The organism is Hymenobacter tenuis (genome assembly GCF_054780495.1).
In genome coordinates, this window is record NZ_BAAGWF010000001.1 from 1,665,972 (window position 1) to 1,690,606 (window position 24,635).

Annotated in this window: 21 protein-coding genes; 11 read left to right on the forward strand and 10 right to left on the reverse strand. The window is 57.7% G+C overall.

Annotation, left to right across the window (positions count from 1 at the left end; genetic code table 11):
* Positions 1–14 precede the first annotated feature (14 nt).
* Positions 15–851 carry an aminotransferase class IV gene (locus ACYVGU_RS07260; RefSeq protein WP_460621493.1) on the forward strand — a complete coding sequence of 279 codons (837 nt, stop codon included), beginning with the start codon at positions 15–17 and terminating at the stop codon, positions 849–851.
* Between the two features lie 809 nt (positions 852–1,660).
* Here the strand turns inward: ACYVGU_RS07260 and ACYVGU_RS07265 are convergent.
* The 5 genes from ACYVGU_RS07265 to ACYVGU_RS07285 form a co-directional block, all read right to left on the reverse strand.
* Positions 1,661–1,951, reverse strand: coding sequence for a hypothetical protein (locus ACYVGU_RS07265; protein ID WP_460621494.1), 291 nt, complete (start codon positions 1,949–1,951; stop codon positions 1,661–1,663).
* 15 nt (positions 1,952–1,966) lie between these two features.
* The gene (locus ACYVGU_RS07270; protein WP_460621495.1) at positions 1,967–2,761 is read right to left on the reverse strand and encodes a thymidylate synthase; all 795 of its coding nucleotides are present in this window, start codon (positions 2,759–2,761) and stop codon (positions 1,967–1,969) included.
* Positions 2,762–2,834: 73 nt separating this feature from the next.
* Positions 2,835–3,317: an SRPBCC family protein gene (locus ACYVGU_RS07275; protein WP_460621496.1), complete on the reverse strand. Its 483-nt coding sequence runs from the start codon at positions 3,315–3,317 to the stop codon at positions 2,835–2,837.
* A 117-nt stretch (positions 3,318–3,434) separates the two neighbouring features.
* Entirely contained in the window at positions 3,435–3,944 is a 510-nt protein-coding gene (locus ACYVGU_RS07280; RefSeq protein ID WP_460621497.1) for an energy transducer TonB, read from the reverse strand.
* A gap of 67 nt (positions 3,945–4,011) precedes the next feature.
* Positions 4,012–4,251: a hypothetical protein gene (locus ACYVGU_RS07285; RefSeq protein WP_460621498.1), complete on the reverse strand. Its 240-nt coding sequence runs from the start codon at positions 4,249–4,251 to the stop codon at positions 4,012–4,014.
* Positions 4,252–4,457: 206 nt separating this feature from the next.
* On the opposite strand from ACYVGU_RS07285, the gene ACYVGU_RS07290 reads away from it, so the two are divergent.
* Together ACYVGU_RS07290 and ACYVGU_RS07295 are read left to right on the forward strand one after the other, a co-directional pair.
* Positions 4,458–6,758, forward strand: coding sequence for an efflux RND transporter permease subunit (locus ACYVGU_RS07290; protein WP_460621499.1), 2,301 nt, complete (start codon positions 4,458–4,460; stop codon positions 6,756–6,758).
* A gap of 114 nt (positions 6,759–6,872) precedes the next feature.
* Positions 6,873–7,451, forward strand: coding sequence for a hypothetical protein (locus tag ACYVGU_RS07295; protein ID WP_460611746.1), 579 nt, complete (start codon positions 6,873–6,875; stop codon positions 7,449–7,451).
* Positions 7,452–7,572: 121 nt separating this feature from the next.
* Here the strand turns inward: ACYVGU_RS07295 and ACYVGU_RS07300 are convergent, their stop codons facing one another.
* Positions 7,573–8,400 (reverse strand): sterol desaturase family protein, encoded by an 828-nt coding sequence (locus ACYVGU_RS07300; RefSeq protein WP_460621500.1) that lies wholly within the window; start codon positions 8,398–8,400, stop codon positions 7,573–7,575.
* 91 nt (positions 8,401–8,491) lie between these two features.
* Here ACYVGU_RS07300 and ACYVGU_RS07305 point away from each other — a divergent pair, with 91 nt between their 5' ends.
* Complete coding sequence (locus ACYVGU_RS07305; RefSeq protein WP_460621501.1) at positions 8,492–8,842, forward strand: hypothetical protein; 351 nt, start codon at positions 8,492–8,494, stop codon at positions 8,840–8,842.
* A 139-nt stretch (positions 8,843–8,981) separates the two neighbouring features.
* On the opposite strand, the gene ACYVGU_RS07310 is transcribed toward ACYVGU_RS07305, so the two are convergent.
* Together ACYVGU_RS07310 and ACYVGU_RS07315 are read right to left on the reverse strand one after the other, a co-directional pair.
* Entirely contained in the window at positions 8,982–10,589 is a 1,608-nt protein-coding gene (locus ACYVGU_RS07310; protein WP_460621502.1) for a T9SS type A sorting domain-containing protein, read from the reverse strand.
* A gap of 485 nt (positions 10,590–11,074) precedes the next feature.
* Entirely contained in the window at positions 11,075–13,681 is a 2,607-nt protein-coding gene (locus tag ACYVGU_RS07315; RefSeq protein WP_460621503.1) for a M1 family metallopeptidase, read from the reverse strand.
* A gap of 88 nt (positions 13,682–13,769) precedes the next feature.
* On the opposite strand from ACYVGU_RS07315, the gene pxpB reads away from it, so the two are divergent.
* The 5 genes from pxpB to ACYVGU_RS07340 all read left to right on the forward strand — a co-directional run bounded on the left by pxpB (position 13,770) and on the right by ACYVGU_RS07340 (position 19,084).
* A complete protein-coding gene (gene pxpB / locus ACYVGU_RS07320) occupies positions 13,770–14,465 on the forward strand; it encodes a 5-oxoprolinase subunit B family protein (RefSeq protein WP_460621504.1) in 696 nt (231 codons plus the stop codon).
* A complete protein-coding gene (locus ACYVGU_RS07325; RefSeq protein WP_460621505.1) occupies positions 14,455–15,462 on the forward strand; it encodes a 5-oxoprolinase subunit C family protein in 1,008 nt (335 codons plus the stop codon). The genes pxpB and ACYVGU_RS07325 overlap by 11 nt, the downstream gene beginning before the upstream one ends.
* Positions 15,459–16,238 carry a LamB/YcsF family protein gene (locus tag ACYVGU_RS07330; RefSeq protein ID WP_460621506.1) on the forward strand — a complete coding sequence of 260 codons (780 nt, stop codon included), beginning with the start codon at positions 15,459–15,461 and terminating at the stop codon, positions 16,236–16,238. Before ACYVGU_RS07325 ends, ACYVGU_RS07330 begins: the two co-directional genes overlap by 4 nt.
* Positions 16,235–17,428 (forward strand): NRAMP family divalent metal transporter, encoded by a 1,194-nt coding sequence (locus ACYVGU_RS07335; protein ID WP_460621507.1) that lies wholly within the window; start codon positions 16,235–16,237, stop codon positions 17,426–17,428. The genes ACYVGU_RS07330 and ACYVGU_RS07335 overlap by 4 nt, the downstream gene beginning before the upstream one ends.
* Positions 17,429–17,650: 222 nt before the next feature.
* Positions 17,651–19,084, forward strand: coding sequence for an amidohydrolase family protein (locus ACYVGU_RS07340; RefSeq protein WP_460621508.1), 1,434 nt, complete (start codon positions 17,651–17,653; stop codon positions 19,082–19,084).
* 204 nt (positions 19,085–19,288) lie between these two features.
* On the opposite strand, the gene ACYVGU_RS07345 is transcribed toward ACYVGU_RS07340, so the two are convergent.
* Positions 19,289–20,320 (reverse strand): LLM class flavin-dependent oxidoreductase, encoded by a 1,032-nt coding sequence (locus ACYVGU_RS07345; protein ID WP_460621509.1) that lies wholly within the window; start codon positions 20,318–20,320, stop codon positions 19,289–19,291.
* Between the two features lie 165 nt (positions 20,321–20,485).
* Here ACYVGU_RS07345 and ACYVGU_RS07350 point away from each other — a divergent pair, with 165 nt between their 5' ends.
* Both ACYVGU_RS07350 and ACYVGU_RS07355 read left to right on the forward strand, forming a co-directional pair.
* Positions 20,486–21,022 carry a peptide deformylase gene (locus tag ACYVGU_RS07350; protein WP_460621510.1) on the forward strand — a complete coding sequence of 179 codons (537 nt, stop codon included), beginning with the start codon at positions 20,486–20,488 and terminating at the stop codon, positions 21,020–21,022.
* Between the two features lie 258 nt (positions 21,023–21,280).
* A complete protein-coding gene (locus ACYVGU_RS07355) occupies positions 21,281–21,643 on the forward strand; it encodes an Imm51 family immunity protein (RefSeq protein WP_460611734.1) in 363 nt (120 codons plus the stop codon).
* Positions 21,644–21,815: 172 nt separating this feature from the next.
* On the opposite strand, the gene ACYVGU_RS07360 is transcribed toward ACYVGU_RS07355, so the two are convergent.
* The gene (locus tag ACYVGU_RS07360; RefSeq protein ID WP_460621511.1) at positions 21,816–24,251 is read right to left on the reverse strand and encodes a zinc-dependent metalloprotease; all 2,436 of its coding nucleotides are present in this window, start codon (positions 24,249–24,251) and stop codon (positions 21,816–21,818) included.
* Positions 24,252–24,635: the final 384 nt, after the last annotated feature.

Sequence of the window (24,635 nt, forward strand, 5' to 3'; positions counted from 1 at the left end):
TTACTTTTGCTTTCGTGCTCCTATCCAACGGCATTCTCGTTTCTGCTTCCGACTTTTCATTGACACTCCCGAACCGGGGGCTGTTTTTCAACGACGGTTTTTTTGAAACGCTGGTGTGGCAGGATGGCAGCATTCGGTATGGGCGGCACCATGTGCGGCGCATGCAGCGGGCCGCCGCTGCGCTGGGCCTGGTGCTGCCCGCGACCCTAGCAACGGAAGCTACGCTCACCGCTACCCTAGCCCCTCTGGCCGCCGCAACCGCTCCAGAAGCACCACCAGCCGTAGCACGACGGCTGCGTGTGCAGCTTTGGCGCAGCGGCGGTGGCTTATACACCCCCACTACGGATGCTTGTGAGTGGCTGGCTACTGCGCAGCCCTTTCAGGCGCTTGAGACCAGCATTCGTACCGCCGATTTTGCCCAAACCGTGCGCACACACGCCTCCGCTGTTTCCTTTTGTAAAGGGCCGAATGCGCTTACCTATGTACTGGCAGCCCGCGAGCGGGAACAGCGTGGCCTTGATGAAGTTGTATTGCTCTCCGGCCAAGGCCATGTGGCCGAAGCAGTTGCGGCCGCTATTGCCTGGCTTCAGAACGGGACCATTTACACGCCCTCCGAAGCAACCGGCTGCGTAGCCGGAACCCGGCTGGCGCACTTGCGCACCCATGCCCTCCAACTAGGTATCAAGTGGCAGGAAGGCCTATATCAACCCGGAGACCTACTGGCGGCTGAAGCCGTATTTACGGCCAATATTGCTGGACTGCGCGCAGTGCAACAGCTGGGCAGTGTGCGCTTTAACTCCGAAACGCATCCGCTGCTAGTGCAGCTGCGGGCTGCTGAAAAGAATTCCTAGAGCCACGCTGGGATTATACCCGCCCGCTGGGAAGTCGGCAACGCATCTGCAGCCAGCTTTCTTCAAATTCGGCTATATCGGCCTCCGTAACATTGTTTTGGCACAACACTGACGCCCGGTCCCGATGGCCGGCGTCGAGAGAATACAAAGCAATCCAAACCCGTTGACGTCGGCTCAGCGCTGGCGAAACAGAAGCAGGGACATACAAACAGGATACCGCAGTCATAAACGTGACTGCGAAGTAACTGCAAAATTGTATTTTATTATACAGCTATAACTATTTTTATTTTCAGGTAGGTGCTTATAGCATACTCACCCGGGAGCGAAACTGCAGCCAACTATCTGAAAACTCGGCCATATCCGCCTCCGTGATGCTGTTCTGTAGCAATACGTCACTCCTATTGGCACCGGCACCGGCACAGTTCAAGGAATATAATGCTACCCAGACCCGCTGTTGACGAGTTAATGTTGTGGCTTTGATGAAAATGGGAATACTAGTAAATGTTTCATTCATAATCTTCGTACGTAAGCTCGTCAGTAAACAGCTTATACAATAAGTATATTTTTTCTCAAATATTTCTGAAATACAATTTCATAGCCATCTTGCAAAGCTATATATAACTCACTAAAAGCCTTTTACATTTTAAAATAAATTACCTAATAGAGAATATTGAGCTGCTACATAGCGAAAATACAGGCTGCATCCCTGTTCTCAGCAACTAGGTGCTCCACAGAACCAAATCCAATTTTCAGCTGGCACATCAGCTGACACCAAACGAGAAGACGGCTTTTGCGCAGCACTAGGCAACTTAGGTAAGCAAAGCCTTCACTCCTTCCCAAATTGCAAAAACAAGGAAAGTGACCAAAGGCAAGGCCACTACCACCGATAGCACATACTGCATATCGTGCGCCGCCGCCTGTTTTCCCTGCGGCCACAACTCCCCTATACCAGCGGAGTGCGGCCGCACACGCAGCCACCCACGCAGCAGTAGGTACGGCGACACGACAAATAGAAACAGGTACTTTAGCACTGTACCAACTAGGCGGAAAATACCGCCTCCTATTGCATCGGCAAAGGCATCCTCTAGAAAATCTTCCATCCGGCTAGGTCCACTTTACACCGCAACCGGCGCCTTAATAGCAGGCCATGGGTCATAGTTTTCCAGCGTAAGGTCATCAAACTGAAAGCCGAAAATATCCTTTACATCGGCATTGAGGCGCATTTGGGGCAGCGGGCGCACCTGGCGCGCGAGCTGGGTGCGGGCCTGCTCAAGGTGGTTGCTGTACAGGTGGGTGTCGCCGCCGGTCCAGATGAACTCGCCGGGCTCTAGGCCTACTACTTGCGCCATCATAAGCGTCAGCAGCGCGTAGCTGGCAATATTGAAGGGCACCCCCAAGAACACATCGGCGGAGCGCTGGTAGAGCTGGCAGCTAAGCTTGCCATCGGCCACATAAAACTGCACTAGGGCATGGCAAGGCTGCAACTTCATCTGGGGCAAATCGGCCACGTTCCAGGCTGAGAGCACAATGCGGCGCGAGTCGGGCGTTTCGCGCAGCTGGCGCACAATGTCGCTGATCTGGTCGATGGTCTGTCCGTCGGGGCCGGTCCAGGCGCGCCATTGCTTGCCGTACACAGGGCCCAGCTCGCCGTTGGCATCGGCCCACTCATCCCAAATGCTCACGCCGTGCTCCTTGAGGTACGCAATGTTGGTATCGCCACGCAGAAACCAGAGCAACTCGTAAATGATGCTTTTCAGATGCACCTTCTTGGTAGTGACCAATGGAAAGCCTTCCTGCAGATTAAAGCGCATCTGGTAGCCAAACACCGAGAGCGTTCCGGTGCCGGTGCGGTCGGTTTTCTGGGTGCCATGGTCGAGGATATGCTGCAGAAGGGTGTGGTACTGGATCATGAGAGGAAGGCTAACCTGAACAAGCTCAAAAGTAAGGAAAGCTGGCCTCTAGGACCCAAGCAGAGCGAATCTTTTACTGTTCGTTTGGCAGAAACTGCTTTCCGGCGTCCGTTTCGGCATAGTGTTTCAGTACCGCACAACGCGCTTGCAGAAAGCCTCGCAGGTAACGCTTCAGCACTAGCGCGTCAGTTAGCTGGCCCAGCCACCCTAGTGGCGACTCAAACTCAAAAACGTCGCGCATCACGGTGGCCGAGCCGTTCCACGTAAAATGATGTTCGTGGCGCATGCGTTTAAAGGCTCCTTGCTGCATCACATCCAGGAAATAATGCGGCGCCTTCAGCTCCGTGACCCGGCTGGTAAGTGTCTGCCACACCCCAAAGTGCCTAGCCCGGAACGTGACAGAATCTTCGAGTTTCAATATACCGCTGCGCACACCACCCACTATTTCTTCCTTGGTTTTGTGCGTTGACATAGCGTGCAGATCCACACTTAGCGCCAACTGAAAACAGATGTGTGGCGGGGCCTCAATTGTGGTTTCTACTTCGATAATGGGCATTAATTGAGGTAATGTATTATTATGATGCTATTTACATTATCTCAATAAGCAGACGCTGACCCAAGCATGACTTTCTAAAAAGCATGACTCACTGTAGGGCTATTCTATTTTCCTGGCCTATTGAATCTTATAGCCGATAGTAAATTCCTCTTCCGAAGTAGTGGTAGCTGGTTCAAATCGAAGCTGTCGCAATATCAAGCGGGCTTGCTGAACCATACTAGTTTCACCAACGGCACCGGGCGGAATAGTGCTTTCCACCAGGTGCATACGCACTACCTTTCCCGTAGCATCAAGTAAAAGCTTGAAGGTTATGTCGCCCTCTGTTTGGGCACGTAAAGCCTCCACAGGATAGTTGAGCAACGGCCTCACATACCCAGAGTACCTAGTATCTTCAGCTAGTACCTTCTTGTCTTTGATACGTTGACCAAGTCCTCGTTGTAAGAGCGGCATTTTATCAGCTACAGCCGCAATACGCAGGGAGTCTTGCCGCTGCCGCTGGAGAGCAGCAACAGAATCCTGCACAGCCTTTGCTCGCACGATGGAAGCGCCGCGCTGCGCAGATGAATAGGCAGGCCTTGGCGTAGCAACCGGCTGCGCTTGCCAGCGGTTGAACTGTGTTTGCGCCAAGGCCTGCCTACTACCTAACGGAAGTAACAGAAGTACTACCTGATACCACCGCATCTTGCTACTAATTCTATAGCGACTTAACCGGCGTAGCTACCGGAGTTGGCGTTACGGCCGCGGTTTTGGTATCCTTCTTCATGCAGCACGACGGGGTACCGGCAGAAGCCCCCGTTTTGGCGCAGGTAGCTTTCATCTCGGTGGTGCAGGCTTCTTTCTTGCTTTTTTTGGCTTTGCCATCCTTCGTGCCATCGTGGGCAACGGCCGAACCAGCAAAGGCAAACAGGGCGAGGGCAAGCAGTGCGTTTTTCATGCGTAGAGAATCAGAAGGTGAAAGAAACAAAAGCGGGAAAATGGCGGTTGGCTTGACGGCAGTTTGCTACCTAGGGCCACCGCCTCTAAGGTAGAAAATTTGGCGTAGGTACTAGCCTGCCTCACACCACAAACCGCCCAGCTCCTATTCTCCCCTCTGAGCTGCCACGGCTCCTGCCTCTTTTAGGCGGCGCTCCATACTTTCCTATGCCCCTCCGCAAACTCGCTCATCTTACCCTTCTTGCCCTTGGCCTGCTCACGGGCCTAGCCGTGTTTTTCGTGGCGCAGCTGCGCTTCAATTACAACTTCAACGACTTCTACCCTGCCGGCGACCCCGACCTGGACTACTACCTGCAGTACTCCGGGCGCTTCGGCAACGACAACGACTACGTGCTGCTGGGCCTCGAAGCTCCGGCTGGCCAGACGGTGTTCGAGCCCAGCTTCCTAACCAAAGTTGATTCGCTGACGCGCTTTATTCAGGGCCGGCCGCACGTAACGCAGGTATCGTCGCCAACGAATGCCACCAACCCCGTGGTGGAAGGGTTGGGGGTGTTCAACATTCCGTACCTGCACCCCCAGGACCCCAGTCGCCGCGCTCAGGACTCCGTGCTGGTGTACCGTACGCCGGGCCTGGTGGGCAACCTGATTTCCAAGGATGCGCGGGCGGCCACCATCTTGTTCCAGACCTCGCCCAACCTCAGCAAACCGCCCGGCGACTCCTTACTGGCCGCTGTACGCACGGAGCTTACTAGGCAAGGCTTTGCCGACAACCAGTACCACCTCGCCGGCAAAATGGTGGCCCAATCCGTATTCGTCGACCGGCTTCAGATGGAGCTGATGGTGTTTATGAGCCTTTCCGTGGTGCTCGTGACGGGGCTGCTGTGGCTGACGTTCCGGACGTGGTGGGGCGTGGTGCTGCCGCTGGTGGTGGTGCTGGGCTCCATTTTGTGGGGGCTGGGCGTGATGTCGGCTTTTGGTATCAGCATTGACCTCATGACGGCCCTGCTGCCCGTGATGCTGTTTGTGGTGGGCATGTCTGATACCATTCACATCATCACGCGCTACGTCACGGAGCTAGGCTACGGTGCCAGCAAAAAGGATTCGTTGCTGATTGCGCTCAAGGAATCGGGGTTTGGCTCGGGGCTTTCGGCGCTTACTACCAGCATCGGTTTCTTTACCCTGATGACAAGCACCATCCGGCCGATTTACAACTTCGGGCTGTTTACGGGGGTAGCGGTGCTGCTCACGTTTGTGCTTTCGTTTACGCTGCTGCCGGCCATGCTGGTGCTGCTGCGCAAGCCCCAGCTGCGGGTGCCGCGCGAACAGGGCCACAGCTGGGACGGCGTGCTGGGCCGCCTATTCCGGACGGTGCTGGCCCGCCGCCACTGGGTAGTAGCCATCAGCGCCCTAGTACTGGTGCTGTCGGTGGCTTCGGCCTCGCGCATTCGCATCAACTCGGCCCTACTCGATGACCTCTCGCAAAACGACCCGGTAAAGCTGGATTTCAAGTTTTTCGAGCGCCAGTTTGCTGGGGTGCGGCCATTTGAGCTGGACCTGAAGCCGGGCGCCGGGCGCGGTATTTACAGCCTGGATGTGCTCCGTCAGACCGAGAAAATAGAAGGTTACCTGCAAACTACTTACGGCCTGAACTTCGTGGCCTCGCCGGTTACCATCATCAAATCGGTGCGCAAAGCCTTGAACGGGGGCCTGCTGGAAGAATACCGCCTCCCCGACTCGGAAGCCGAGCTGGCCCGCCTCACGCGCAAAGTCAAGCTGTTTCGCAAGAAACCGGAGTTCCGGGCGCTGGCCCTGCCCGATGGTACCGAGGGCCGCCTCACGGGCCGCATGCCCGACGTAGGCAGCATCCGGGCCGATAAACTGAATGCCGATTTGCGCCGTTTCCTGCGTGCGGAGGTCGACAGCACCGTGCTGCGGACTAGGCTCACCGGCTCGGCCAACCTCATCGATAAAAACAACGAAAACCTCACCCTGAACATGATTACGGGCATGAGCATCGATATTGTGATGGTCACGCTTATTGTATTGCTCCTGTTCCGCTCGGTGCGCATGACGCTGGTAGTGCTGGTGCCCAACCTGGTGCCCATCCTGATTGTGGCGGGCGTGATGGGGGCGGCCGGTGTGAGCATGAAGGTGAGCACCAGCATCATTTTCACCATTGCCTTTGGTATTGCCGTGGATGACACCATCCACTTCATCAGCAAACTGAAGCTAGTGTTGCTCGATGAGCCCAGCTTGTTCAAGGCGGTGCGCAAAACCTACCTTATGGCGGGCAAAGCGGTTATTGTCACGTCCCTGATTTTGGTGGGCGGCTTCTCTACGCTGATTTTCTCTTCTTTTGACGGCACATTTTACGTGGGCTTGCTCATCGGCCTTACGCTCCTGTTCGGGGTAGTAGCTGAGCTGACGTTGCTGCCCATTCTGATTCTGTATTTCTACCGCCACAAGCCCAAGGAAATCAGGCAGCCGGTGCCGGCTTTGGGCGGTTAAGCGACCTAGGAAATGAGCCCCGCAACCCCAAAAGCGGTTAGGCAAAGTAGCTGAAGAGGTGCCATGAAACTGGCCGGGTAAACTACGCAGCTTCCTTCGTCGTTACTTTGCCCTATGACGAAACGCTTCCTGCCCCTTCTTTTCGCCCTTTCCTGTGGTAGCGCCCTGGCCCAAACTCCTGCACCCACCCAGAATGACCCACTGCCCCGCCTGATTAAAGAGCGGGAACTGATGGTGCGGCAATATGAAGAAGCCAACTCCCAGCGCAACAGCCTCTTCGGCAACAAGGCCAGCAAAAAAGATTTGCAGGAAGTGGTGGATGCCCTGAAAGGCATCATCCGGAAAGACACCGAAATTGTGCGCGCCGTGCAGGATGCCACCCTGCGCCGCACGGCCAGCGTGGTGGCCGAAAACCAGCAGGCCAAGCAACAGGTAACCGTGGCACAAACCGACCAAACCAGCACCCGCCAGCGCTTCTACGACCTGGAAAACCAAATCAGCAACCTGGAGCTGCGCGAGAAGCAACGCGCCAAAAAGCTGCAAGAGTTGCAAGCCGTAGCAGATGACGCCACTGCCGCCCGCACCAGCCGCGAGCTGCTGGCCGCCGGCCTGGCCGTACTCTGCGCCGGCTTATTGTGGTACATCCTTAAGCTCCGCAGCCGGTTGGCTACGCCGGTGCGCCGCAAGCGGTAAAGGAGCCGGGCCCATAGCTTGGCACTTGGCACCACGCACTAGCCCCTACACCCACGCAAACTGCTGACAACTGCATCAGATATTACTACCAGGAACTAGCTCCCACAGGAAACCGCTTCAACTAAGGTGGCCCGAACAGCAGGCGCCACCGCGCCTGGAAACTGCGGGCGTGGCGCACATCATGCCATAGGTCGCGCCACTCATGAAAGTTGAGGTAGAGGATGTTGTGTGAGGTTATGGGCTTGGTGAGACCGTAGCGGGGCCGTTCCTCTTCCGGCTGAAAGGTGCCAAACAACCGGTCCCAAAGAATAAGGCTGGTACCAAAGTTTTTATCGAGGTATTGGGGGTTGTGGCCGTGGTGCACACGGTGGTGCGAGGGCGTCACGAATACAAACTCAAACCAGCGCGGCAGCCGGCCCACAGATTCGGTATGAATCCAGAACTGATACAGCAGGTTGATTTCGTAGCAGGTAAACAGAATCACCGGCGGAATGCCTGTCAGCCAAGCCGGAATAAAGAAAATGATTTTGAAGTGCTGGGTCCAGGAGCTGCGGAAGGCCGTGGACAGGTTCAGGTGCTCAGAGGAATGGTGCGTAACGTGCGTAGCCCACCAGATACGCTGCTTGTGGGCCAGGTAGTGTGCCACGTAATTGCAGAAATCAACGGCCAGATAGCCCATTACCCAGGCCCACCAGCTGGCCGGAAGGCGCCACAGGGCCAGGTTGCAGAAGAACAGCCCGAAGGCCAGAATGCCGGTTTTCAGCCCCAGACTCAGCCCCATATTACCCACCCCAATACCAAACGACGCCCAGAAATCGGGGGCATCGTAGTGGCGGTGGTCATCATGGCGCGTTAGGTACCACTCCAGCGCCACTGAGGCCAGAATCAGGGGCAGACAGTACGGCACCAACGGCACGAGCTCCTGCTTAAGTTGAGCTACTTCCATCATGCCCAGAAGATAAGAAGCGCTGGCCACAGATGCCAGCCCCCATGCAGCCAAACGCGGGGATGCTTGGCCGCCAACCCGTATTTTTGACGTTATGCTGGTTCCCGCCGCCCAATTCCTGACGTATGCTGAAGCGGTAGCGCTGTACAACCTGCTGCTTGAGGTGGAGGTAGATGCACTGGTAAAAACCTGTGGCCCACCCTCCTTTCCGTTCGGCGACGGCCTGTATTACCAACTGCTGATTGAAGAAGTCGATGCGCCCACCGCCCAGGATGTGGTGGATGCGTTTGAGCGGCATCGCACCACGGCCGCCCCCCTGCGCTGCCCCACCTGCGGCACCCCGGAACCTACGCCCGTGGCACACCCGGCCTGGTGGAAACGGCTCTATTACGCGGGTACTACCCTGCACACCTGCCCCAACTGCCATGCGGAGTTCCCGCTCTGATCTAGGTCTAATTAGGCCTTGAACTTATTGACACCTGGCATAGAAACCGATTCAAACCGGCTGGCCTACCGACAACAGGAGCTCCTCGGCGGTTTACAGGTGCCGGAGGGCTAGTGCTATCAGTAGGCCTGAGTTACGCTTAGCGTATCTGAATCTGTCGGGTAATGGTTTCGTCGGTGGTTGAGAGACGCAGCAGGTACAGGCCACTAGGCAGGTCACGCACCTCCAAGAGCTGGGTTGCCGGCGCGGTGGATTCGGCCAGTTGCATCGTCCGGACAACGCGGCCGTGGAGGTTCAGCAGCTGCAGCTGGGTAGCGGGCAGCGCCGGCAACCGTAGGGTCAGCACGTCGCGCACCGGGTTCGGGAACAGGCTAAACACATTCCAATCGATACTACGCCGGTTCAGCTTATTGGAAAGCACGGCCAGAAAGCTGGTGGTGCCGTTGGCCTTCACCCGATGGGGACCAAAAGCCACCTGGTTTGTTAGCGTGCCTCCCAGGAAAATCCGCAGGTGCTGCAGGCTGGGCCCGGGTGCTACGGCCAGCGCTTTGCTGGAGCTCGTTCCATCGGCATTTTCCTCCCAGGCTACAGCACCAGTAGGCTGTAGGACCACCACAGCCGCTTCGCCGGGTGGGCGCGTGAGGCCCACCACAGCGCCCTGCAGCAGCGGCACCGGCGAAAGGTTACCTACTGCCTGGGTGGTAAACGGAACCACCTGGCCTATGGAGCGAAGCCATGTTACGGCCCCGGAGGAAGTAAACCGGGCCACAAACCCTTCCGTGCCGGTACCGGCCGTGAGCGTGCTCGTCCCAACACCAATGGTGCCCCTGAAGCTTCCCGCAACGTAGCTATTGCCCAGCGCATCTGCCGCCAAGGAGCTAACGCCGTCGGTTGTACCGGTCGTAATCCAGCGGACTGCCCCGGTTTGCTGGCTGAGCTTAGCTAGTAAGCAGTTGCCACCGGCCGAGCTGGGCAATACGTTGCTGCCCACGGTAAGCGGACCAAAATAGCGCCCCAGCATATACACCCCGTTGCGGGCATCTGCCCCGATGTCAATTCCTGCTGAGCTTAGGGTGCTTCGCGCGCCTAGGCTCCACCGGTACTGGCCAGCATTGTTTAGCGCGAGCACATATAAGCTACGGTTGCTGCTCTGTACGCGGGTGCCATCATCCAGCACAAAGCCCCCATTGCAGATGCCGGTTACGTAAGAGTTGCCCTGCAAGTCAGAGGCAATAGCCGAGCCGAGCGTTGGCACAAACTCATTTCCGGCCCGAACACCCCAGCGGATAGCCCCATCGGCTGAAAGCTTAAGAATTACAATGCGGTCCGTGAAATTAACGGCAGCCGATCCGCCGGGCAGGCTGCTAATGTTGCCGATATACCCTCCTAGCACATACGACTCGCCGGACAGCGGATGAACGCTGATATCGATGCCGGTCACGCTGCTACTCGTTCCCGTTACTACGGGCGTTGCGCCCAGAGTAGTCACCCACTCGGGTTTGCCTTGCGGACTAAACCTAGCCACCAGCAAATCAGTGGTGGTACTGGTGGCCGTTAGGCGTGTTTTGCCCACGGTAATGGTTCCGCTGAACTGCCCCGTAACGTAGGCATTACCGGCCAAATCAGTTGCTACCGCTTGCACCGTGAAGGGTTGGGCATCGGCCCATTGCCACTTTGATTGCGCCAGCATAGGCAGCGCACCTACCAGATAAAAAAAGACGAGCGAAAGAAGTTGTAGTGGTTTCATGGCCTACACGATGAGGAGAACAACAGTCCCTGAATCAGTCATCGAGCGCACACAAAGCCCGCCACACAAAGCCTCTCTTTCCCGCTAGCTTTGCCCCAGATAATACACGTTAGCCATAATAAAGTACAGAGTTTAATATAAGCATTTTATTAAAATTTATTGCGCAAGGGTGAATCCATAATCTGATGGCCAACTACTACTCAGCCACTAGGTCCCTTTACCAGCGTAACCGTCCAGGCTCCTGCTCAAAAAACCCGCCACTACCCGCCAGCCTGCTCCTAGATTTTTACCTAGTGTGCGCATGCTGCCTATGCAAGAATATCCTGCAAATCAGAAAGACAAGCTACGCTTGTCAAAGCATCTCGCGTGCTGATAGTGGGCTAGTTCCTCCATGAACGATTCGAGCGAGATGCTTCGGCAAGCGCAGCATGACTATCCTTTTATGATGGGGCTATACAGCCTACCATACCCTGTCTGGCCTGTACTTACATCATCAGCTTCTCGGCCCGGAAAACATCATCGGCGGCTTGCAGGAGCTTGGCGCGTAGCTTCGGATTGTAGTTCGGGTGCGCCGCCAGAAAGTCGCGGACGGTGCGGGCGGCGGTGGGCGTTTGGTAGGAACCCAGCGTGGACTGCAGCCAGGAAGCGGGAAAGAAAATGTCGCCGGTTTGCTGAATTTCTTCGAGCAGGGCCAGGCTTTGGGGCAGGTACTTTTCGGAAGTAGTGGCCCGCAGCGGGTGGTGCAGGTAGGCCAGGGCTGCCGTTACCCAGGCTTCTTTTTCGCGGTTCTTCTCGTCAGAGAGCGAGGCAAAAAAGGCGTCGCGGGTTTGTACGTCGGGCGAGAGAGCCGGCATCAGGAACTCCATGCGCTTTTTGCGGTCGGGGTTCTGGATACGGGTGAGCTGCTTGGGCAAGATGGGCGTGGCGGCGGGGTAGTCGCGGACGGCTAGGGCCAGGGCAAGGGCGGTGTAGTCGTCCTCGGTCAGTTTTACGCCCGCGGGGGCCTGCTGCTTATCCCAGATCTGGTAGAGGCGCGTTTGGGCTTCATTGCTCAGGGCTACCGACTGATACGCTTTGAACAGCAGCTTTTTGGAGTTGGAGGCTGGGTTCTGTTGCATGTTTTGCCACAGCTCCTTCTCCAGCGTAGGCGCCAGCGCCAGACGATCCGCCGGCTTCTGCAGCTTCCAGTAGATGTCCGTGAGCTGTCCGGTCAGCAGCTTGATATTCAGCTCTTCTTTCTCCTTCGGCAGCGCCTGCCGATACACCTCCAGCAACTGCCGTGGCGCAATGCTGCGGCCATTGAGCATGTTTTCGTAGAGGTTTATGTAGGCCGAAGCGCGGGCCACGGGGTTCTGCAACTGGCCTAGGCCAGTCGTCAGCTGCTTATCAAGCGGAAAAACGCCGTAGCCCAGGCCCGTGGAGTTAAACAGAATAAACGCTGGCGCGGCTTCTCCTTCCGCCTGCGGTAGCGAAACCTGGCGCTGGTTCATGTTCACGGTCAGCTCCTTTACCTGGCCGCCAGGATACACCAGCAGCACCTCGAAGAGTTGGGGCCACAGCCTATCCGACTTGTCCTCGGCTTGCTGGGTGAGCTGTAGGCTGGCAATCTTGCCGTTGCTGGTTTTCAGGTCGTAGTCGAAGATGGGGCGGCCGGGCTGGTTTACCCATACCTGGTTCCAGGCCTGTAGGTCGGCGGGGGTGCGGGCGTCGAGGATCTGGATGAGGTCGGGCCAAGTGGCGTTGCCGAAGCTGTACTTTTTGAGGTACTCCTGCAGGCCTAGGCGGAAGGGCTCCTCTCCCATCAGGCGCTCCAGCTGCCGCATCATAATGGGCGCTTTGTGGTAGATGATGTTGCCGTAGAGCGAGCCAGCATCCTTCAGGTTTTCCAGCTCCTGCCGGATGGGGTTGGCCCCGGTGGTGCGGTCGACGCCGTAGGCCGCGGGATAGTGGTCGATAACGAACTTGAGGTCGTAGTTGGAATTAGCTACGGCCACCTGCGTGATTTTGTCGGCCATGAAGTTGGCAAACACCTCCTTCATCCACACGTCGTTAAACCACTGCATGGTCACTAGGTCGCCGAACCACATGTGGGCGGTTTCGTGGGCAATCAGGTTAGACCGACTGATTTTCTGGTCCTGGGTAGCGCCTTCATCCAGAAACAGCGTGCTGGCCTTGTAGTCGATGGCGCCCACGTGCTCCATGCCGCCGTACTGGAAATCGGGCAGGGCCACGAAATCGAACTTGCGGAACGGGTACGGAATGGCGGTGTAGTCCTGCAGAAACTTCAGCGCGTCGGCATGAATCTGGAAGATGGGGTCCAAGCTCAGGCGCAATTTATCCTGGTCGGTTTCCCGGTGCAGAAACTGCATCTCCCGGCCCGCCAATGTGCGCGAAACTCGCGTAAACTTCCCCGCCGCAAACGAGAACAAGTAGGTGCTGATGGTATCCGAAGGCGCGAATCGCAGGGTTTTGCTCGTGGCCGTGGTGGTGGAATCGAGCAGCGGGCCGTTGGCTAAGGCCTGCCACTCGGGCGGCATCGTGAGCGTGAGCTGAAAGGATGCCTTCAGATTAGGCTGGTCGAAGACCGGAAACACGGTGCGGGCGCGGTCGGGCACGAGCAGCGTGTAGAGGAAATCCTCGTTGCGGTTGAGGCTCTGATTGCCGGCCGTAAACTCAATCTGAACTTCGTTCGGGCCGATTTTTAGGCTTGTGGAGGGTAGCACCAAGTGCTCCTGCCGGAAGTCAATCGTTACTGGTTTGCCGTTCACCTTCAAGCTTTTCAGATGGTCGGCCTGCTCCTTAAAATCGAGCTGCACGGGTTGGCTGGCATCCGTGAGGTGAAAGCGGACGGTTTCAGTGGCCGCAATAGGCTGGTCTTTGCGCGCCGGCACGAATAGCTGTAGGTCGTAGCCCAGGCGGGAAAGGCGGCGGGCACGGTCTTCCGCCAGTTGCTGGCTTACGCCAGGCACCACGGCTACCGGCACCGCGGGCGGGGAGGCATCAGGAAACAGGAGCTTTTTAGAGCAGGACAACAGGCCTAGGGCAAGCAGCAGCGCGCTTGTGCGCACACTAGTAGTATATTGAAGCTTCATTCCAGAAAATTCCATCAGGTCGAAGACCCAAGGTAAAGCAAACCAGCCGATGGCCCAGCCTTTGCGGAGAAACTCAGAGCAGCCACCCATGCAGCTGTACCCGCTCGGCGATGCCGCCATTGTGCTGCAGTTTGGCACTACCATCGAGGAGGCCACGCACCGCACCATTCAGGCCCTAGGCCACTACCTGGAGCACCATCCGTTTTCGGGCTTTCTGGAATATGTGCCGGCCTTCACCACCCTCACCGTGTACTACGACCCGTGGGTGGTCAGCCGGGCCGGACAGCAAGACCCCTACAAAAGCGTGGCCAGCGCCCTGCAGCAGTTGCTCCAGAAAGTACCCACAGCGGCTACTGAGGCAGCAACTGATGTAGTAGAAATTCCGGTGTGCTATGGCGGACGGTTTGGGCCCGATCTGGAGCTAGTAGCCCGCCACACTGGCCTAGCGCCCGCCGAGGTCATTGCCCTGCACACTGCGCCCGACTACCTGGTGTATATGATTGGCTTTGCACCAGGTTTCCCGTACTTGGGTGGCATGAATGAGCAGCTGACTACGCCCCGCAAAACCCAGCCGCGCGCCCACGTGCCGGCCGGTTCGGTGGGAATTGCCGGCGGCCAAACGGGCGTATACTCGTTGCCTACGCCAGGCGGCTGGCAGCTGATCGGGCGCACGCCGCTGCGGCTGTTCACGCCCGAAGCAGCTTCGCCGAGCCTGCTCCATGCAGGCCAGCGGCTGCGGTTTGTATCCATCTCAGCGGAGCAATACCAGCAGTATGAGTTGTAGCATTCTTCGCCCCGGCCTGCTTACTACCCTGCAAGATGCCGGCCGCTTCGGTTATCAGCAGGTGGGCGTCATAGTGAGTGGCCCCATGGATGCGCGCGCGCTGCGGGTGGCCAACCTACTGGTCGGCAACCAAGGCGGTGCGGCGGCGCTGGAAATCACGCTGCTCGGGCCCAAAATCCGATTCGAAGCCGACCACCTGATAGCTCTCACGGGGGCAAACCTGTCGGCCAAGCTTGATGGTAAGCCCGTACCGCTCAACCGCCCAGTAGCCGTGAGGCGCGGCTGTGAGCTGGCATTTGGCTCGGCGCGGATGGGCTGCCGCGCCTACCTGGCCGTGTCGGGCGGGTTTGAGGTACCGGCAGTGCTAGGAAGTCAGTCGACCTACTTGCGGGCGGGCATTGGTGGCCTAGAAGGACGGGCTTTGCGCGCCGGCGACGTACTGCCCGCCCCCGGCCCAACTCCTGCCGGAAAACGCCTTCATCAGCAGCTGCTAGGCCACTCCTCCGGCCAAGACTGGGCCGCCAGCACCTGGTATCCTGACCCGCAACTCACGCCCGTACCCAGCAACAGTCCACTCATCCGGGCCATGCGCGGGCCCGAATACGCGCTGTTCACGGAGGAAAGTCAGCAGGCCTTTTGGCAGGAAGAATTCACTGTAACACCGAATTCCGACCGCATGGGTTTCCGGCTGGCGGGCCCGGTTCTGCAGCTGCAAACCGAGCTGGAAATTCTCTCAACGGCCGTTACCTTCGGCACGGTGCAGGTCCCGGCCTCCGGTGAGCCTATCGTGCTCATGGCCGACCATCAAACCACGGGCGGCTATCCGCGCCTGGCGCAGGTGATGACAGCCGACTTGCCCCGCCTTGCCCAGGTGCCGCCCGGCGGACGTCTGCGCTTTCAGGAAATCAGCCTTTCTGATGCCCAATACTGGTATCTGCACCAGGAACAAGCTCTTCAGCAACTCCAACGGGGCCTTGCCCTATTTCACTTTCGATGAACCCACCCTACTCCGTCGACCTGAACTGCGACATGGGGGAAAGCTTCGGCGCCTACTCCTTGGGCCACGACGAAGCCATCCTGCCGTTTGTCACCTCCGCCAACATTGCCTGCGGCTACCACGCCGGCGACCCGGCCGTCATGAAGCGCACCGTGCGCCTGGCCCTGCAGCACGGCGTCGCCATCGGCGCCCACCCTGGCCTACCCGACCTGGTGGGGTTTGGCCGCCGCGAAATGGCTATTTCTCCGGAAGAGGCCTACGATATGATGGTGTACCAACTGGGTGCCCTAGCGGCTTTCGTGCGGGCGGAGGGCGGCACTGTGCACCACGTAAAACCCCACGGCGCGCTCTACAATATGGCCGCCGTGAACACTGGCCTTGCCGAAGCCATTGCCGAAGCCGTGTATCGCGTACAGCCCGAAGCCTGTCTCTACGGGCTGGCCGGTAGTTCCCTCATCGGTGCCGGACAGAAGCTAGGCTTGTCCGTTGCCCACGAGGTTTTCGCCGACCGCACCTATCAACCCAATGGCACGCTCACGCCGCGCCGCCAGCCCAACGCCCTGATTACGGAAGCCTCCGCTTCCATTGCGCAGGTGGTGCGCATGGTGAAAGAAAGTCGGGTGAGGGCCCTTTCCGGCGAGGAAGTAACCATTCAGGCGGATACCGTGTGCCTGCACGGCGACGGCGCCCACGCCCTGGAGTTTGCCCAGCAGATTCGGGCCGCGCTACGCGAGGAAGGTATTGCGGTGCGGGCTCATCAGCCGGTTTCCGCGTGAGGCCGGCGCGCAACTGGGGCGTCCTGATTGGGGCAGCCTTCCTGATGGCTACCTCGGCCGTTGGCCCCGGCTTCCTGACCCAAACTACTGTTTTCACTCAATCACTGGGGGCCAGCTTCGGCTTTGTGATTCTCACCTCAATTCTCATTGATATTGGGGTTCAGCTCAATATTTGGCGGGTTATAGCCGTGTCGGAAATGCGGGCTCCAGATATTGCCAACCGCGTACTGCCGGGCCTCGGCGGCTTTATTTCGGCGCTTATTGTACTAGGTGGCCTAGCGTTCAACATCGGTAACGTGGGCGGTGCAGGCTTAGGCCTACAAGTGCTCACAGGCCTACCCGTTACATTCTGCGCTGTGCTGGCTGCGGCTATGTCCATTGCCATCTTTCTGGTGCGCGAGGCCGGCCCAGTCATGGACCGTTTTGCGCAGCTTATGGGGCTAGTAATGATTCTGATAATCATTTACGTAGCTGTCACGACGCACCCACCCGTAGCCGAAGCAGCCTTGCGCACCATCGCGCCATCGCGCATCGACCTTACTGCCATCATTACCCTAGTGGGCGGCACCGTGGGCGGCTACATCACGTTTTCTGGAGGCCACCGCCTGCTCGATGCCGGCATCAAAGGCCCCTCGGCACTGCCCCAGGTGACGCAAAGCGCCATCATGGGCGTTTCCGTCGCCTCCCTGATTCGGGTGTTTTTGTTTCTGGCCACGCTGGGCGTTGTGAGCCGGGGCTTGGCTATTGGTACTGAAAACCCGCCTGCGTCGGTATTTCAGCTGGCGGCAGGCCAGGTGGGCTACAAACTGTTTGGCGTGGTGATGTTTGCGGCGGCTATTACGTCCATCATTGGCTCGGCCTATACTTCCATCTCCTTTCTGAAGTCGATGGTACCCAGCGTAGCGGCGCACGAAAACCGCTGGATTATCGGGTTCATAGTCCTCTCCACCCTAGTCTTTGTCACGATTGGCAAACCCGTAAGCCTACTCGTATGGGCTGGGGCCCTGAACGGGTTTATCCTGCCCATCACCCTAGGCACCCTGCTCGTCGCGGCCTACCGCCCCAGCGTCGTCGGCACCACGTACCGCCACCCGCTGTGGCTCGCGCTATTCGGAGGCCTAGTAGTACTAGTCATGACCTGGATGAGCGGAACGGTGCTGGTGCAGCAACTGGCGGCGTTGTTGAAGTGAGCCTGGCTTCAGTTTAGAAAAAAGAACGTAGCTCCCCTCCTCAGATGAGGAGGGGTTGGGGGTGGTTGACAATCGTTGTTTACCCAGCCGGTCATTCCTCAACTTCCCTCGGATTGACATTCAAGTATAGGTCGTTCTAGGTCACTTCAACCACCCCCAGCCCCTCCTCATCTGAGGAGGGGAGCTACGTTCTAACTTCCAGTCTTCAGATATCACCGGTTTATGAATCTCCTCTCCCGCTTACTTGCCTGCTCCTTCCCCATCCTGGCAGGTTGCGCCACGCAACCGCCCCAACAGGCCTACGACCTCGTTATCATCCACGCCAATGTGGTGGATGTGGAAACCGGGCAGGTTCGAGAGAACCAAACCCTAGGCATCACGAACGGGCAAATCCAGCGGCTGGAAAAGTCTGGCGGACGCACGTTGTCAGCTAAGCAGACTCTTGATGCCCAGGGCAAATACCTGATTCCGGGCCTTTGGGATATGCACGTGCACTTCCGGGGCGGCGACTCGCTCATTACGGCCAACCGCAACCTGCTGCCGCTCTACCTGGCTCACGGCATCACCACGGTCCGCGACGCGGGCGGCGACCTGACCCCAGCCGTTTTTGAGTGGCGCAAACAGATACGGGCCGGGCAGCTCGCGGGGCCTACCATCTTCACCTCTGGCCCAAAAATAGATGGTCCGAAACCCACTTGGGCCGGCTCTTTGGCAGTAGAAAACCAAGCAGATATCGACAAGGCGCTTGACTCCTTACAGGCATTGAAGGTCGATTATGTCAAGATTTATGAAAGCACGATTTCGCGAGACGCTTTCCTCAACACCGTTTCCTCAGCCGAAAAGCGCGGCATGCTGACCACGGGCCATATGCCCTACACCGCCACGCTTCGTGAAGCGTCGGATCGGGGACTGGATGCCTCCGAGCATCTGTATTACGTATTCAAGGCGTGCTCCAGTAAGGAAGACAGCATCACAACGGCAGTGCAGCGCAGCTTGGGCACGGCCAAGCCCCTAGGCCTGTTTGCCGTGCTGCCGGCCATTTATCGCACTTTCGATGCTGGCGCCGAAGCAAGCATCTACCGCACGCTGGTCAAAAACAAGACGGCCGTGGTACCCACGCTCTACATTCAGAAGCTGCTGGCCGAACTCCCCGAAACCGACCACTCCCGCGACACGCTACTCGCCTACATCGACCCCAAAATTCAGGCGACTTATGCCGGACGCTTGAACGGCGCCCGCCGACAATCAGCCGTCACCCGGGCCTTCAATAAACAGCTAGGCGCAAAGTTCATGACCCTGGTTCCGGCTATGCAAAAGGCCGGTGTGACGATGCTGGCCGGCTCCGATAGCGGCGCATCCAATTCCTACGTTTACCCCGGCACCTCCCTGCTGGGCGAGCTGGAACTCATGGTGCAAGCCGGCCTTACGCCAGCCCAAGCCCTACAAACTGCTACCATCAATGGGGCCCGGTTCCTGAAAGCCGACCAGCACTCCGGCACCATCCGCAAGGGCAAAGATGCTGACCTCGTGCTACTAGATCAGAATCCGCTGGAAAATATCCGTAACCTGCGCCAAATCAATACCGTGATTACGCGCGGCCGGGTGTACACAGCCTCCGAACTACGCCAAATGCTACAAGCTGTTAAGCACCGCTAGGCCAGGCGTTATTCAACTGTTGAATACGCTAAACCGTCATGCTGAACGGAGTCGAAGCATCTCTACCGCTTTGTAGCAGTTCTAGGCCAGTAGTTAGCCAGAGGTAGAGATGCTTCGACTCCGCTCAGCATGACGGTCTAAATGCACGCTATCTATACCCTTTATTCATTACAGCAACTGAAGCCTCACTGGCAACTCTTGGAGTTAGCCAACTGCGTGCAAGAGCGGTGCGACACGGGTACCGAGCAGCTCAATGGACCGCATGATTTTCGAGTGTGGCAAGGTGGCAACATCCTGCTGAAACGTCACGCGCGAAACCCCGCCCAACGCCTCGCTGTGCCGCAAGATTTTAGCAGCTACTTCCTCGGGGCTACCCACCAACAAAGCCCCTAGTGGCCCGGCCTGCATATCGAAATGGGCACGCGTGACGGGTGAGCCGCCCCGTTCCCGCGCCCGGCTCGTGAAGGTGCGGGCGTACCCCGGAAAGAACTCTTCCTGCGCCTGTTGCGTGGTTTCGGCCACGTAGCCGAGCGAGTGTAGGCCTACTTTCAGCTGCTCTGGCGCGAACCCAGCCCGGCGGCCCGCCTCCCGATACAGATCTATCAGGGGCCGAAAACGGTGGGTGTCGCCGCCAATAATGGCCACCATTAAGGGCAGGCCTAGCATGCCAGCACGTGCAAACGACTGCGGCGTGCCGCCTACGCCCAGCCAGATAGGCAGTTGTGGCTGCACTGGCCGGGGGTAAATCCCCTGCCCCGTAAGAGCCGGCCGAAATTTTCCCGACCAATGCACCTGCTCCTGGTCGCGCACTTGCAGCAACAGCTCCAGCTTTTCGGCGAACAGCTTGTCGTAGTCATCCAGATCGAACCCGAACAGCGGGAATGCCTCAATGGAGGAGCCACGGCCTACCACCATTTCGGCCCGACCCTGCGAAATCAAGTCCAGGGTAGCATATTCCTGAAATACCCGCACCGGGTCGGCGGCGCTTAGCACCGTAACGGCGCTGGTAAGGCGGATGCGCTTGGTACGCGCAGCTGCCGCGGCCAGAATAACGGCGGGGGCCGAATCAAGATACTCCGGGCGGTGATGCTCGCCCATGCCAAATACATCAAGGCCTACTTGGTCGGCCCACTCAATCCGGTCGAGCAGCTCGCTCATGGCCTCTACCCCGCTGGGGGTTTTGCCAGTACCATTATCCAGCAAAGCGGCGGCGAAACTATCTATTCCAATTTCCATAATTCATTGATCAACTAACGACTACAACTTCCGGTAAAACTTCCACGGCCTAGGCACTACTTCTGCCAAAAGCATCTAGGTAGCAAGCCACAACAACAAACATACAATTAATGTACGTACATAGTTTATCTATTAAGTAATTTATGCTCTGCCATCTGACTTACTATGCCCATCCGTGAAATCCTGCAGCTAGGCCACCCCACGCTCCGTGCTGTGGCTCAGCCCGTTTCCGACCCCACCACACCCGCCATTGCGGCCCTTGTCACCGACCTTACAGACACCGTAGGCCATTGGCGCGAAACCACCGGCTACGGCCGCGCCATTGCAGCCCCTCAGATTGGGGAGTTGCACCGCGTGGTACTGCTGCGGCTGCCGGGCAAGCCGGTTTGGCCCTTCATTAACCCTAGCATTGTGGCGCACAGCCCCGAGAAAATGGTGGTGTGGGATGCCTGCCTGTCGTTCCTCTCCATCTTTATGCAAGTAGAACGCTACGAGTGGATTACGGTACGCTACCAAGACCTGCTAGGCCAGTGGCACGAAACCCACGCCGGCGCCGAAGACGACCTGGCCGAGCTGCTCCAACACGAAATCGACCACCTCGACGGCATCCTATCCATCGACCGTATGGTGGACGTGAAAAGCCTGTGCTCCCGCGAAGAATTTGAGCGGCAGCATCGCGCTGATAGCCCGTATGGGAGATGACGAGGTGACAAGGTGATAAGGTGATAAGGTGATAAGGTGATAAGGCAAAGGAACGTCATGTCGAGCTGGTCGAGACATCTCGCGTGCTGATGTTGTGTTACTATTCCATTACAAGCCCGTCATCCTGAGCTTGCGAAGATTCTTCTCACAACTGAACGACTGGCCTAGCGCCTCGTGCGACGGTGTTAGGATCCTTCGCTGGGCTCAGGATGACGCGCTTTTTCAACCTTATGGTTTACTAGCTCTACCTTTAGGCCAATGGCAAATACCTATTACCCCTTCTTAATCTACGATCTTCAGGAGAATGCTACCCCGGAGCGACAGTACCGCATTGTAGTTGACCTATCGGAGATGGACGATTACTACGCAGTGTTTGAGAAGCACGGCTTCGGCGGCGGCGGCGCTTCCTGGGCTGAGCACATCGAAACGATTCTGGAAGAGCACGACCCCGAAATCCTAGACCATGTAGAACTGGCTGGTGAAGGCGAAATCTTTCGGGCCTACACGGATAGCCGCGCTACCACCGAGCAGTTCTTGCGCCTCATCCACCCCATCTTCGCCGACCTCGGCAGCCTCAACAAGTACCTCAGCCAAGCTGACCCCGGCGACTTTTTTGAGTAAATAGGCCTAGGAATTCTCTAAAGGTTAAAAACAAGACCGTCATGCGGAGCTTGTCGAAGCATCTCTACCGCTTTGTCTAGGCCAGTTGATTAGCCAGAGGTAGAGATGCATCGACTCCGCTCAGCATGACGTTTCTTTTTTGCCTTCCGCGAAGCCCTAGGCCACTAACTTCCTAAAACCCCTCACATCCATCATCGCCAATGGGGGCGCCGTCGGGCATGGGTAGAGCGGGTGCGGCTTGGAATTTCTCGGGGGTAGATTCAAACTGTTCGATCATGCGAACTGCGGCAAAGGCGGTGGCTTTGCGGCCTTCATCTTTACCTGATTTCTGCTCTTTCTGCAGCTGTTTTTTTAGCTCTTCCACTTTCAAAGCGGCCAGGGCTTTCACATTCACGGGAGCTTGCGGAGCGGCGGCTAAGGCCAGCAGCTTTTGTAGGGTGAGTGTGTTTACTAGGCGCTGCAACTCCCCTGCATAGCCAGCTTCCGGCTTGCTGCGCCAGGTTTGATCTAGTAGTTTATCAAGCACGGCGGCTAGGCCAGGTTGCTCCGTGTGCCGGGCGTGGTATTCTTCTAGGCGGGCCGCGCGCTGGGGGTTCAGCAGAAACTCCAGGGTAGTAGCAGCGGCCGATTCGGCGGCGCTGGTGGGGTCGAAGGTAAGGCCGGTGCGGCTGGGGAAGGTTTCGCGGGAGCGGTCGTAGTTCACGGGGCGCGGCGGAATCTTAGCCATCAGCTCTTCGGACAGGGCTAGCTCCCGCGGTGAAATCGTGCGCATGAGAGCATCAAACGCCTTCCACTGCTCGGCAGGCTCCACAAACTTCGTGATAGTCTGGCCGTCGCCTTTCACGGCATAAGTGTAGTAGAGGCCACCTATTTCCTTAGAAGCCGCTTCTACCTGATAGCGCTGCAGCAGATACATGGGTACCAGCACTTCTTCCAGCATGGCCATGGGCTGACCGGGAGCCAGGGCCTTCTCCGAGAAGCGGGCCAGCAGCTGCTTGCGCACGTCCATCAGGCGGTTCAGCTCATCGGCGGCATTGGCGCCTTCATCCCAGAGGTGAGCATACGGGTGGGCCCCGCCGGCGGCGCGGGCATCGGCATCCGAAATAAACACATAGCCATCTGCCAGGGTCTGCTTCATAATGGCGTTGAGGCCCAGCTTTTCATCGGCTTTCGGGCCGAAATCCTGGTAGCCATACAGGATAGCGCGCTTGTCCCACGTCCCGATTCCTACGCCGTAGGCCTCACTGAGGTCGATGGAGCCATCGGGGCGCATCTTGATGCGAGGCATGGGGTAGTCCATCACCGACGATCGGTCTTTGGTGCTGGCCGAGTAGTTGTGGTAGAGGCCTAGCGTATGTCCTACCTCGTGGGCCGCCAGCTGGCGTAGGCGCGCCACACCCATCTGCAGCATTTCGGGACTGGTGGGCTTGCCCTCTTCATAAGGCTGCAGCAGCCCCTCGGCAATCAGGAAATCCTGGCGCACCCGCAACGAGCCTAAGGATACTTGGCCCTTGATGATTTCACCGGTGCGTGGGTCCATGATGCTGGCGCCATAAGACCAGCCCCGGGTGGAGCGGTGTACCCACTGAATCAGGTTGTAGCGGATGTCCATCGGGTCGGCGTCTTCGGGCAAGAGCTTCACCTGAAACGCATTGCGGTAGCCGGCCGCCTCAAAGGCCTGGTTCCACCACGCGGCACCTTCCATCAGGGCTGAGCGAATGGGCTCGGGCGCACCCCTATCTAGGTAGTACACAATGGGTTCCACAGCCTCGCTCACGGCGGCGGTGGGGTCCTTTTTCTGGAGCCGATGCCGCACGAGTTGCCGCTTCATGATGGGCTGGTCGATGGGCGTGGCGTAGTCCATGTACTCGTTGGCGTAGTAGCCGGCCCGCGGATCGAAAGCGCGGGGCTGGTATTTATCGTCGGGGAGCTGAATGAACGAGTGGTGCATGTGCACCGTCACGGCATTCGGGTCGGGCGTAACCGACTGAATTTCGCGCCCTTTGGCTTTGCCCGTCAGCGTAATCACGGCCTCAAACTCCGAGTTTTCGGGGAAGGCCTTGGTGTTGGGCATGAACACCGCCGAGCGGCTTTCATCGGCTTTGTAGGCCCCTTGCTTCAGGTCTTCCAGCTTGTCACCGATCTGGTGCGAGTCGCGCATCAAAAATGGCGTCAGGTCCACCAATACCTTGCCTCCCTCCTGCGCTTCCGCTTTGAAACCCCAGATAACCGACTGCGCAAAGGCTTGCTCCACTGATTTGCGCTCGTCGGGGTTCTGGCTCACGGCCCGGAAATCGTAATTGGGCTGCAACAGCAGAATTTTGGGGCCGCTCTTCACAAACTTCACCACACGCGTCTGCCCGATCTGGCCCCGATCGAGGCCTAGGTCGTTGGAGCCGACCCCATTGGGCAGCGTGCTGACGTAGAGGATTTCCTTATCGAGCTTATCGATTTCCAGCAGTATGCGCCCGCCTTTTTCGTCCCAGTAAAACGGAAAGAAGCCCGAGAACTTTTGCATTCCCTTGGTCTTTTCAGCCAGGGTTTGGGCCGAAGCCAGATGCGAGCCGACCAGCAAAGAGCCAACCAGTAAGGAGTAGATTTTTTTCATGCAGGGAGACGAGTGAAATCGGCATAAGGTAGAAACTGCGGCGGTTTATGTAACATCGGACGCCGTAAGTTTTTATAGCTGGCAAAAGCATAGTCCTATCGGGACCATCCATACACGATAAAGTTATCTATAACCTACCCCCGTAGATCTGCCTGATTTGCTTGGCGTATCTCAAAGCGTACTTGCCGTTCCCTACTGAAGCCGTCCTGCTCAACAGAACCGTTCTTTAAGCCATGTCAGCCAAGCGACGCGCTTCGGTTGTTGGCTTGGTGCGCTACCCGTTTACCCTTGCAGCTATTGCTCGAACTCCTACTGAGTTGCCTGCCCTATTGCTAGGTAGCTAGTCGACTCAAACTGTTTAGTAGGACTTTACTTATTGAAAAC

Excerpts from the sequence above, each read along its gene's own strand:
- ACYVGU_RS07355 (WP_460611734.1), top strand. The coding sequence starts at position 21,281 with ATGGCAAATACCTATTACCCCTTCTTAATCTACGATCTTCAGGAGAAT.
- ACYVGU_RS07325 (WP_460621505.1), top strand. The coding sequence starts at position 14,455 with ATGAGTTGTAGCATTCTTCGCCCCGGCCTGCTTACTACCCTGCAAGAT.
- ACYVGU_RS07275 (WP_460621496.1), bottom strand. The coding sequence starts at position 3,317 with ATGCCCATTATCGAAGTAGAAACCACAATTGAGGCCCCGCCACACATC.
- ACYVGU_RS07310 (WP_460621502.1), bottom strand. The coding sequence starts at position 10,589 with ATGAAACCACTACAACTTCTTTCGCTCGTCTTTTTTTATCTGGTAGGT.
- ACYVGU_RS07350 (WP_460621510.1), top strand. The coding sequence starts at position 20,486 with ATGCCCATCCGTGAAATCCTGCAGCTAGGCCACCCCACGCTCCGTGCT.
- ACYVGU_RS07340 (WP_460621508.1), top strand. The coding sequence starts at position 17,651 with ATGAATCTCCTCTCCCGCTTACTTGCCTGCTCCTTCCCCATCCTGGCA.
- ACYVGU_RS07315 (WP_460621503.1), bottom strand. The coding sequence starts at position 13,681 with ATGAAGCTTCAATATACTACTAGTGTGCGCACAAGCGCGCTGCTGCTT.
- ACYVGU_RS07290 (WP_460621499.1), top strand. The coding sequence starts at position 4,458 with ATGCCCCTCCGCAAACTCGCTCATCTTACCCTTCTTGCCCTTGGCCTG.
- ACYVGU_RS07295 (WP_460611746.1), top strand. The coding sequence starts at position 6,873 with ATGACGAAACGCTTCCTGCCCCTTCTTTTCGCCCTTTCCTGTGGTAGC.
- ACYVGU_RS07285 (WP_460621498.1), bottom strand. The coding sequence starts at position 4,251 with ATGAAAAACGCACTGCTTGCCCTCGCCCTGTTTGCCTTTGCTGGTTCG.
- ACYVGU_RS07345 (WP_460621509.1), bottom strand. The coding sequence starts at position 20,320 with ATGGAAATTGGAATAGATAGTTTCGCCGCCGCTTTGCTGGATAATGGT.
- ACYVGU_RS07360 (WP_460621511.1), bottom strand. The coding sequence starts at position 24,251 with ATGAAAAAAATCTACTCCTTACTGGTTGGCTCTTTGCTGGTCGGCTCG.
- ACYVGU_RS07305 (WP_460621501.1), top strand. The coding sequence starts at position 8,492 with ATGCTGGTTCCCGCCGCCCAATTCCTGACGTATGCTGAAGCGGTAGCG.
- ACYVGU_RS07300 (WP_460621500.1), bottom strand. The coding sequence starts at position 8,400 with ATGATGGAAGTAGCTCAACTTAAGCAGGAGCTCGTGCCGTTGGTGCCG.
- ACYVGU_RS07270 (WP_460621495.1), bottom strand. The coding sequence starts at position 2,761 with ATGATCCAGTACCACACCCTTCTGCAGCATATCCTCGACCATGGCACC.
- ACYVGU_RS07265 (WP_460621494.1), bottom strand. The coding sequence starts at position 1,951 with ATGGAAGATTTTCTAGAGGATGCCTTTGCCGATGCAATAGGAGGCGGT.
- ACYVGU_RS07330 (WP_460621506.1), top strand. The coding sequence starts at position 15,459 with ATGAACCCACCCTACTCCGTCGACCTGAACTGCGACATGGGGGAAAGC.
- pxpB (WP_460621504.1), top strand. The coding sequence starts at position 13,770 with ATGCAGCTGTACCCGCTCGGCGATGCCGCCATTGTGCTGCAGTTTGGC.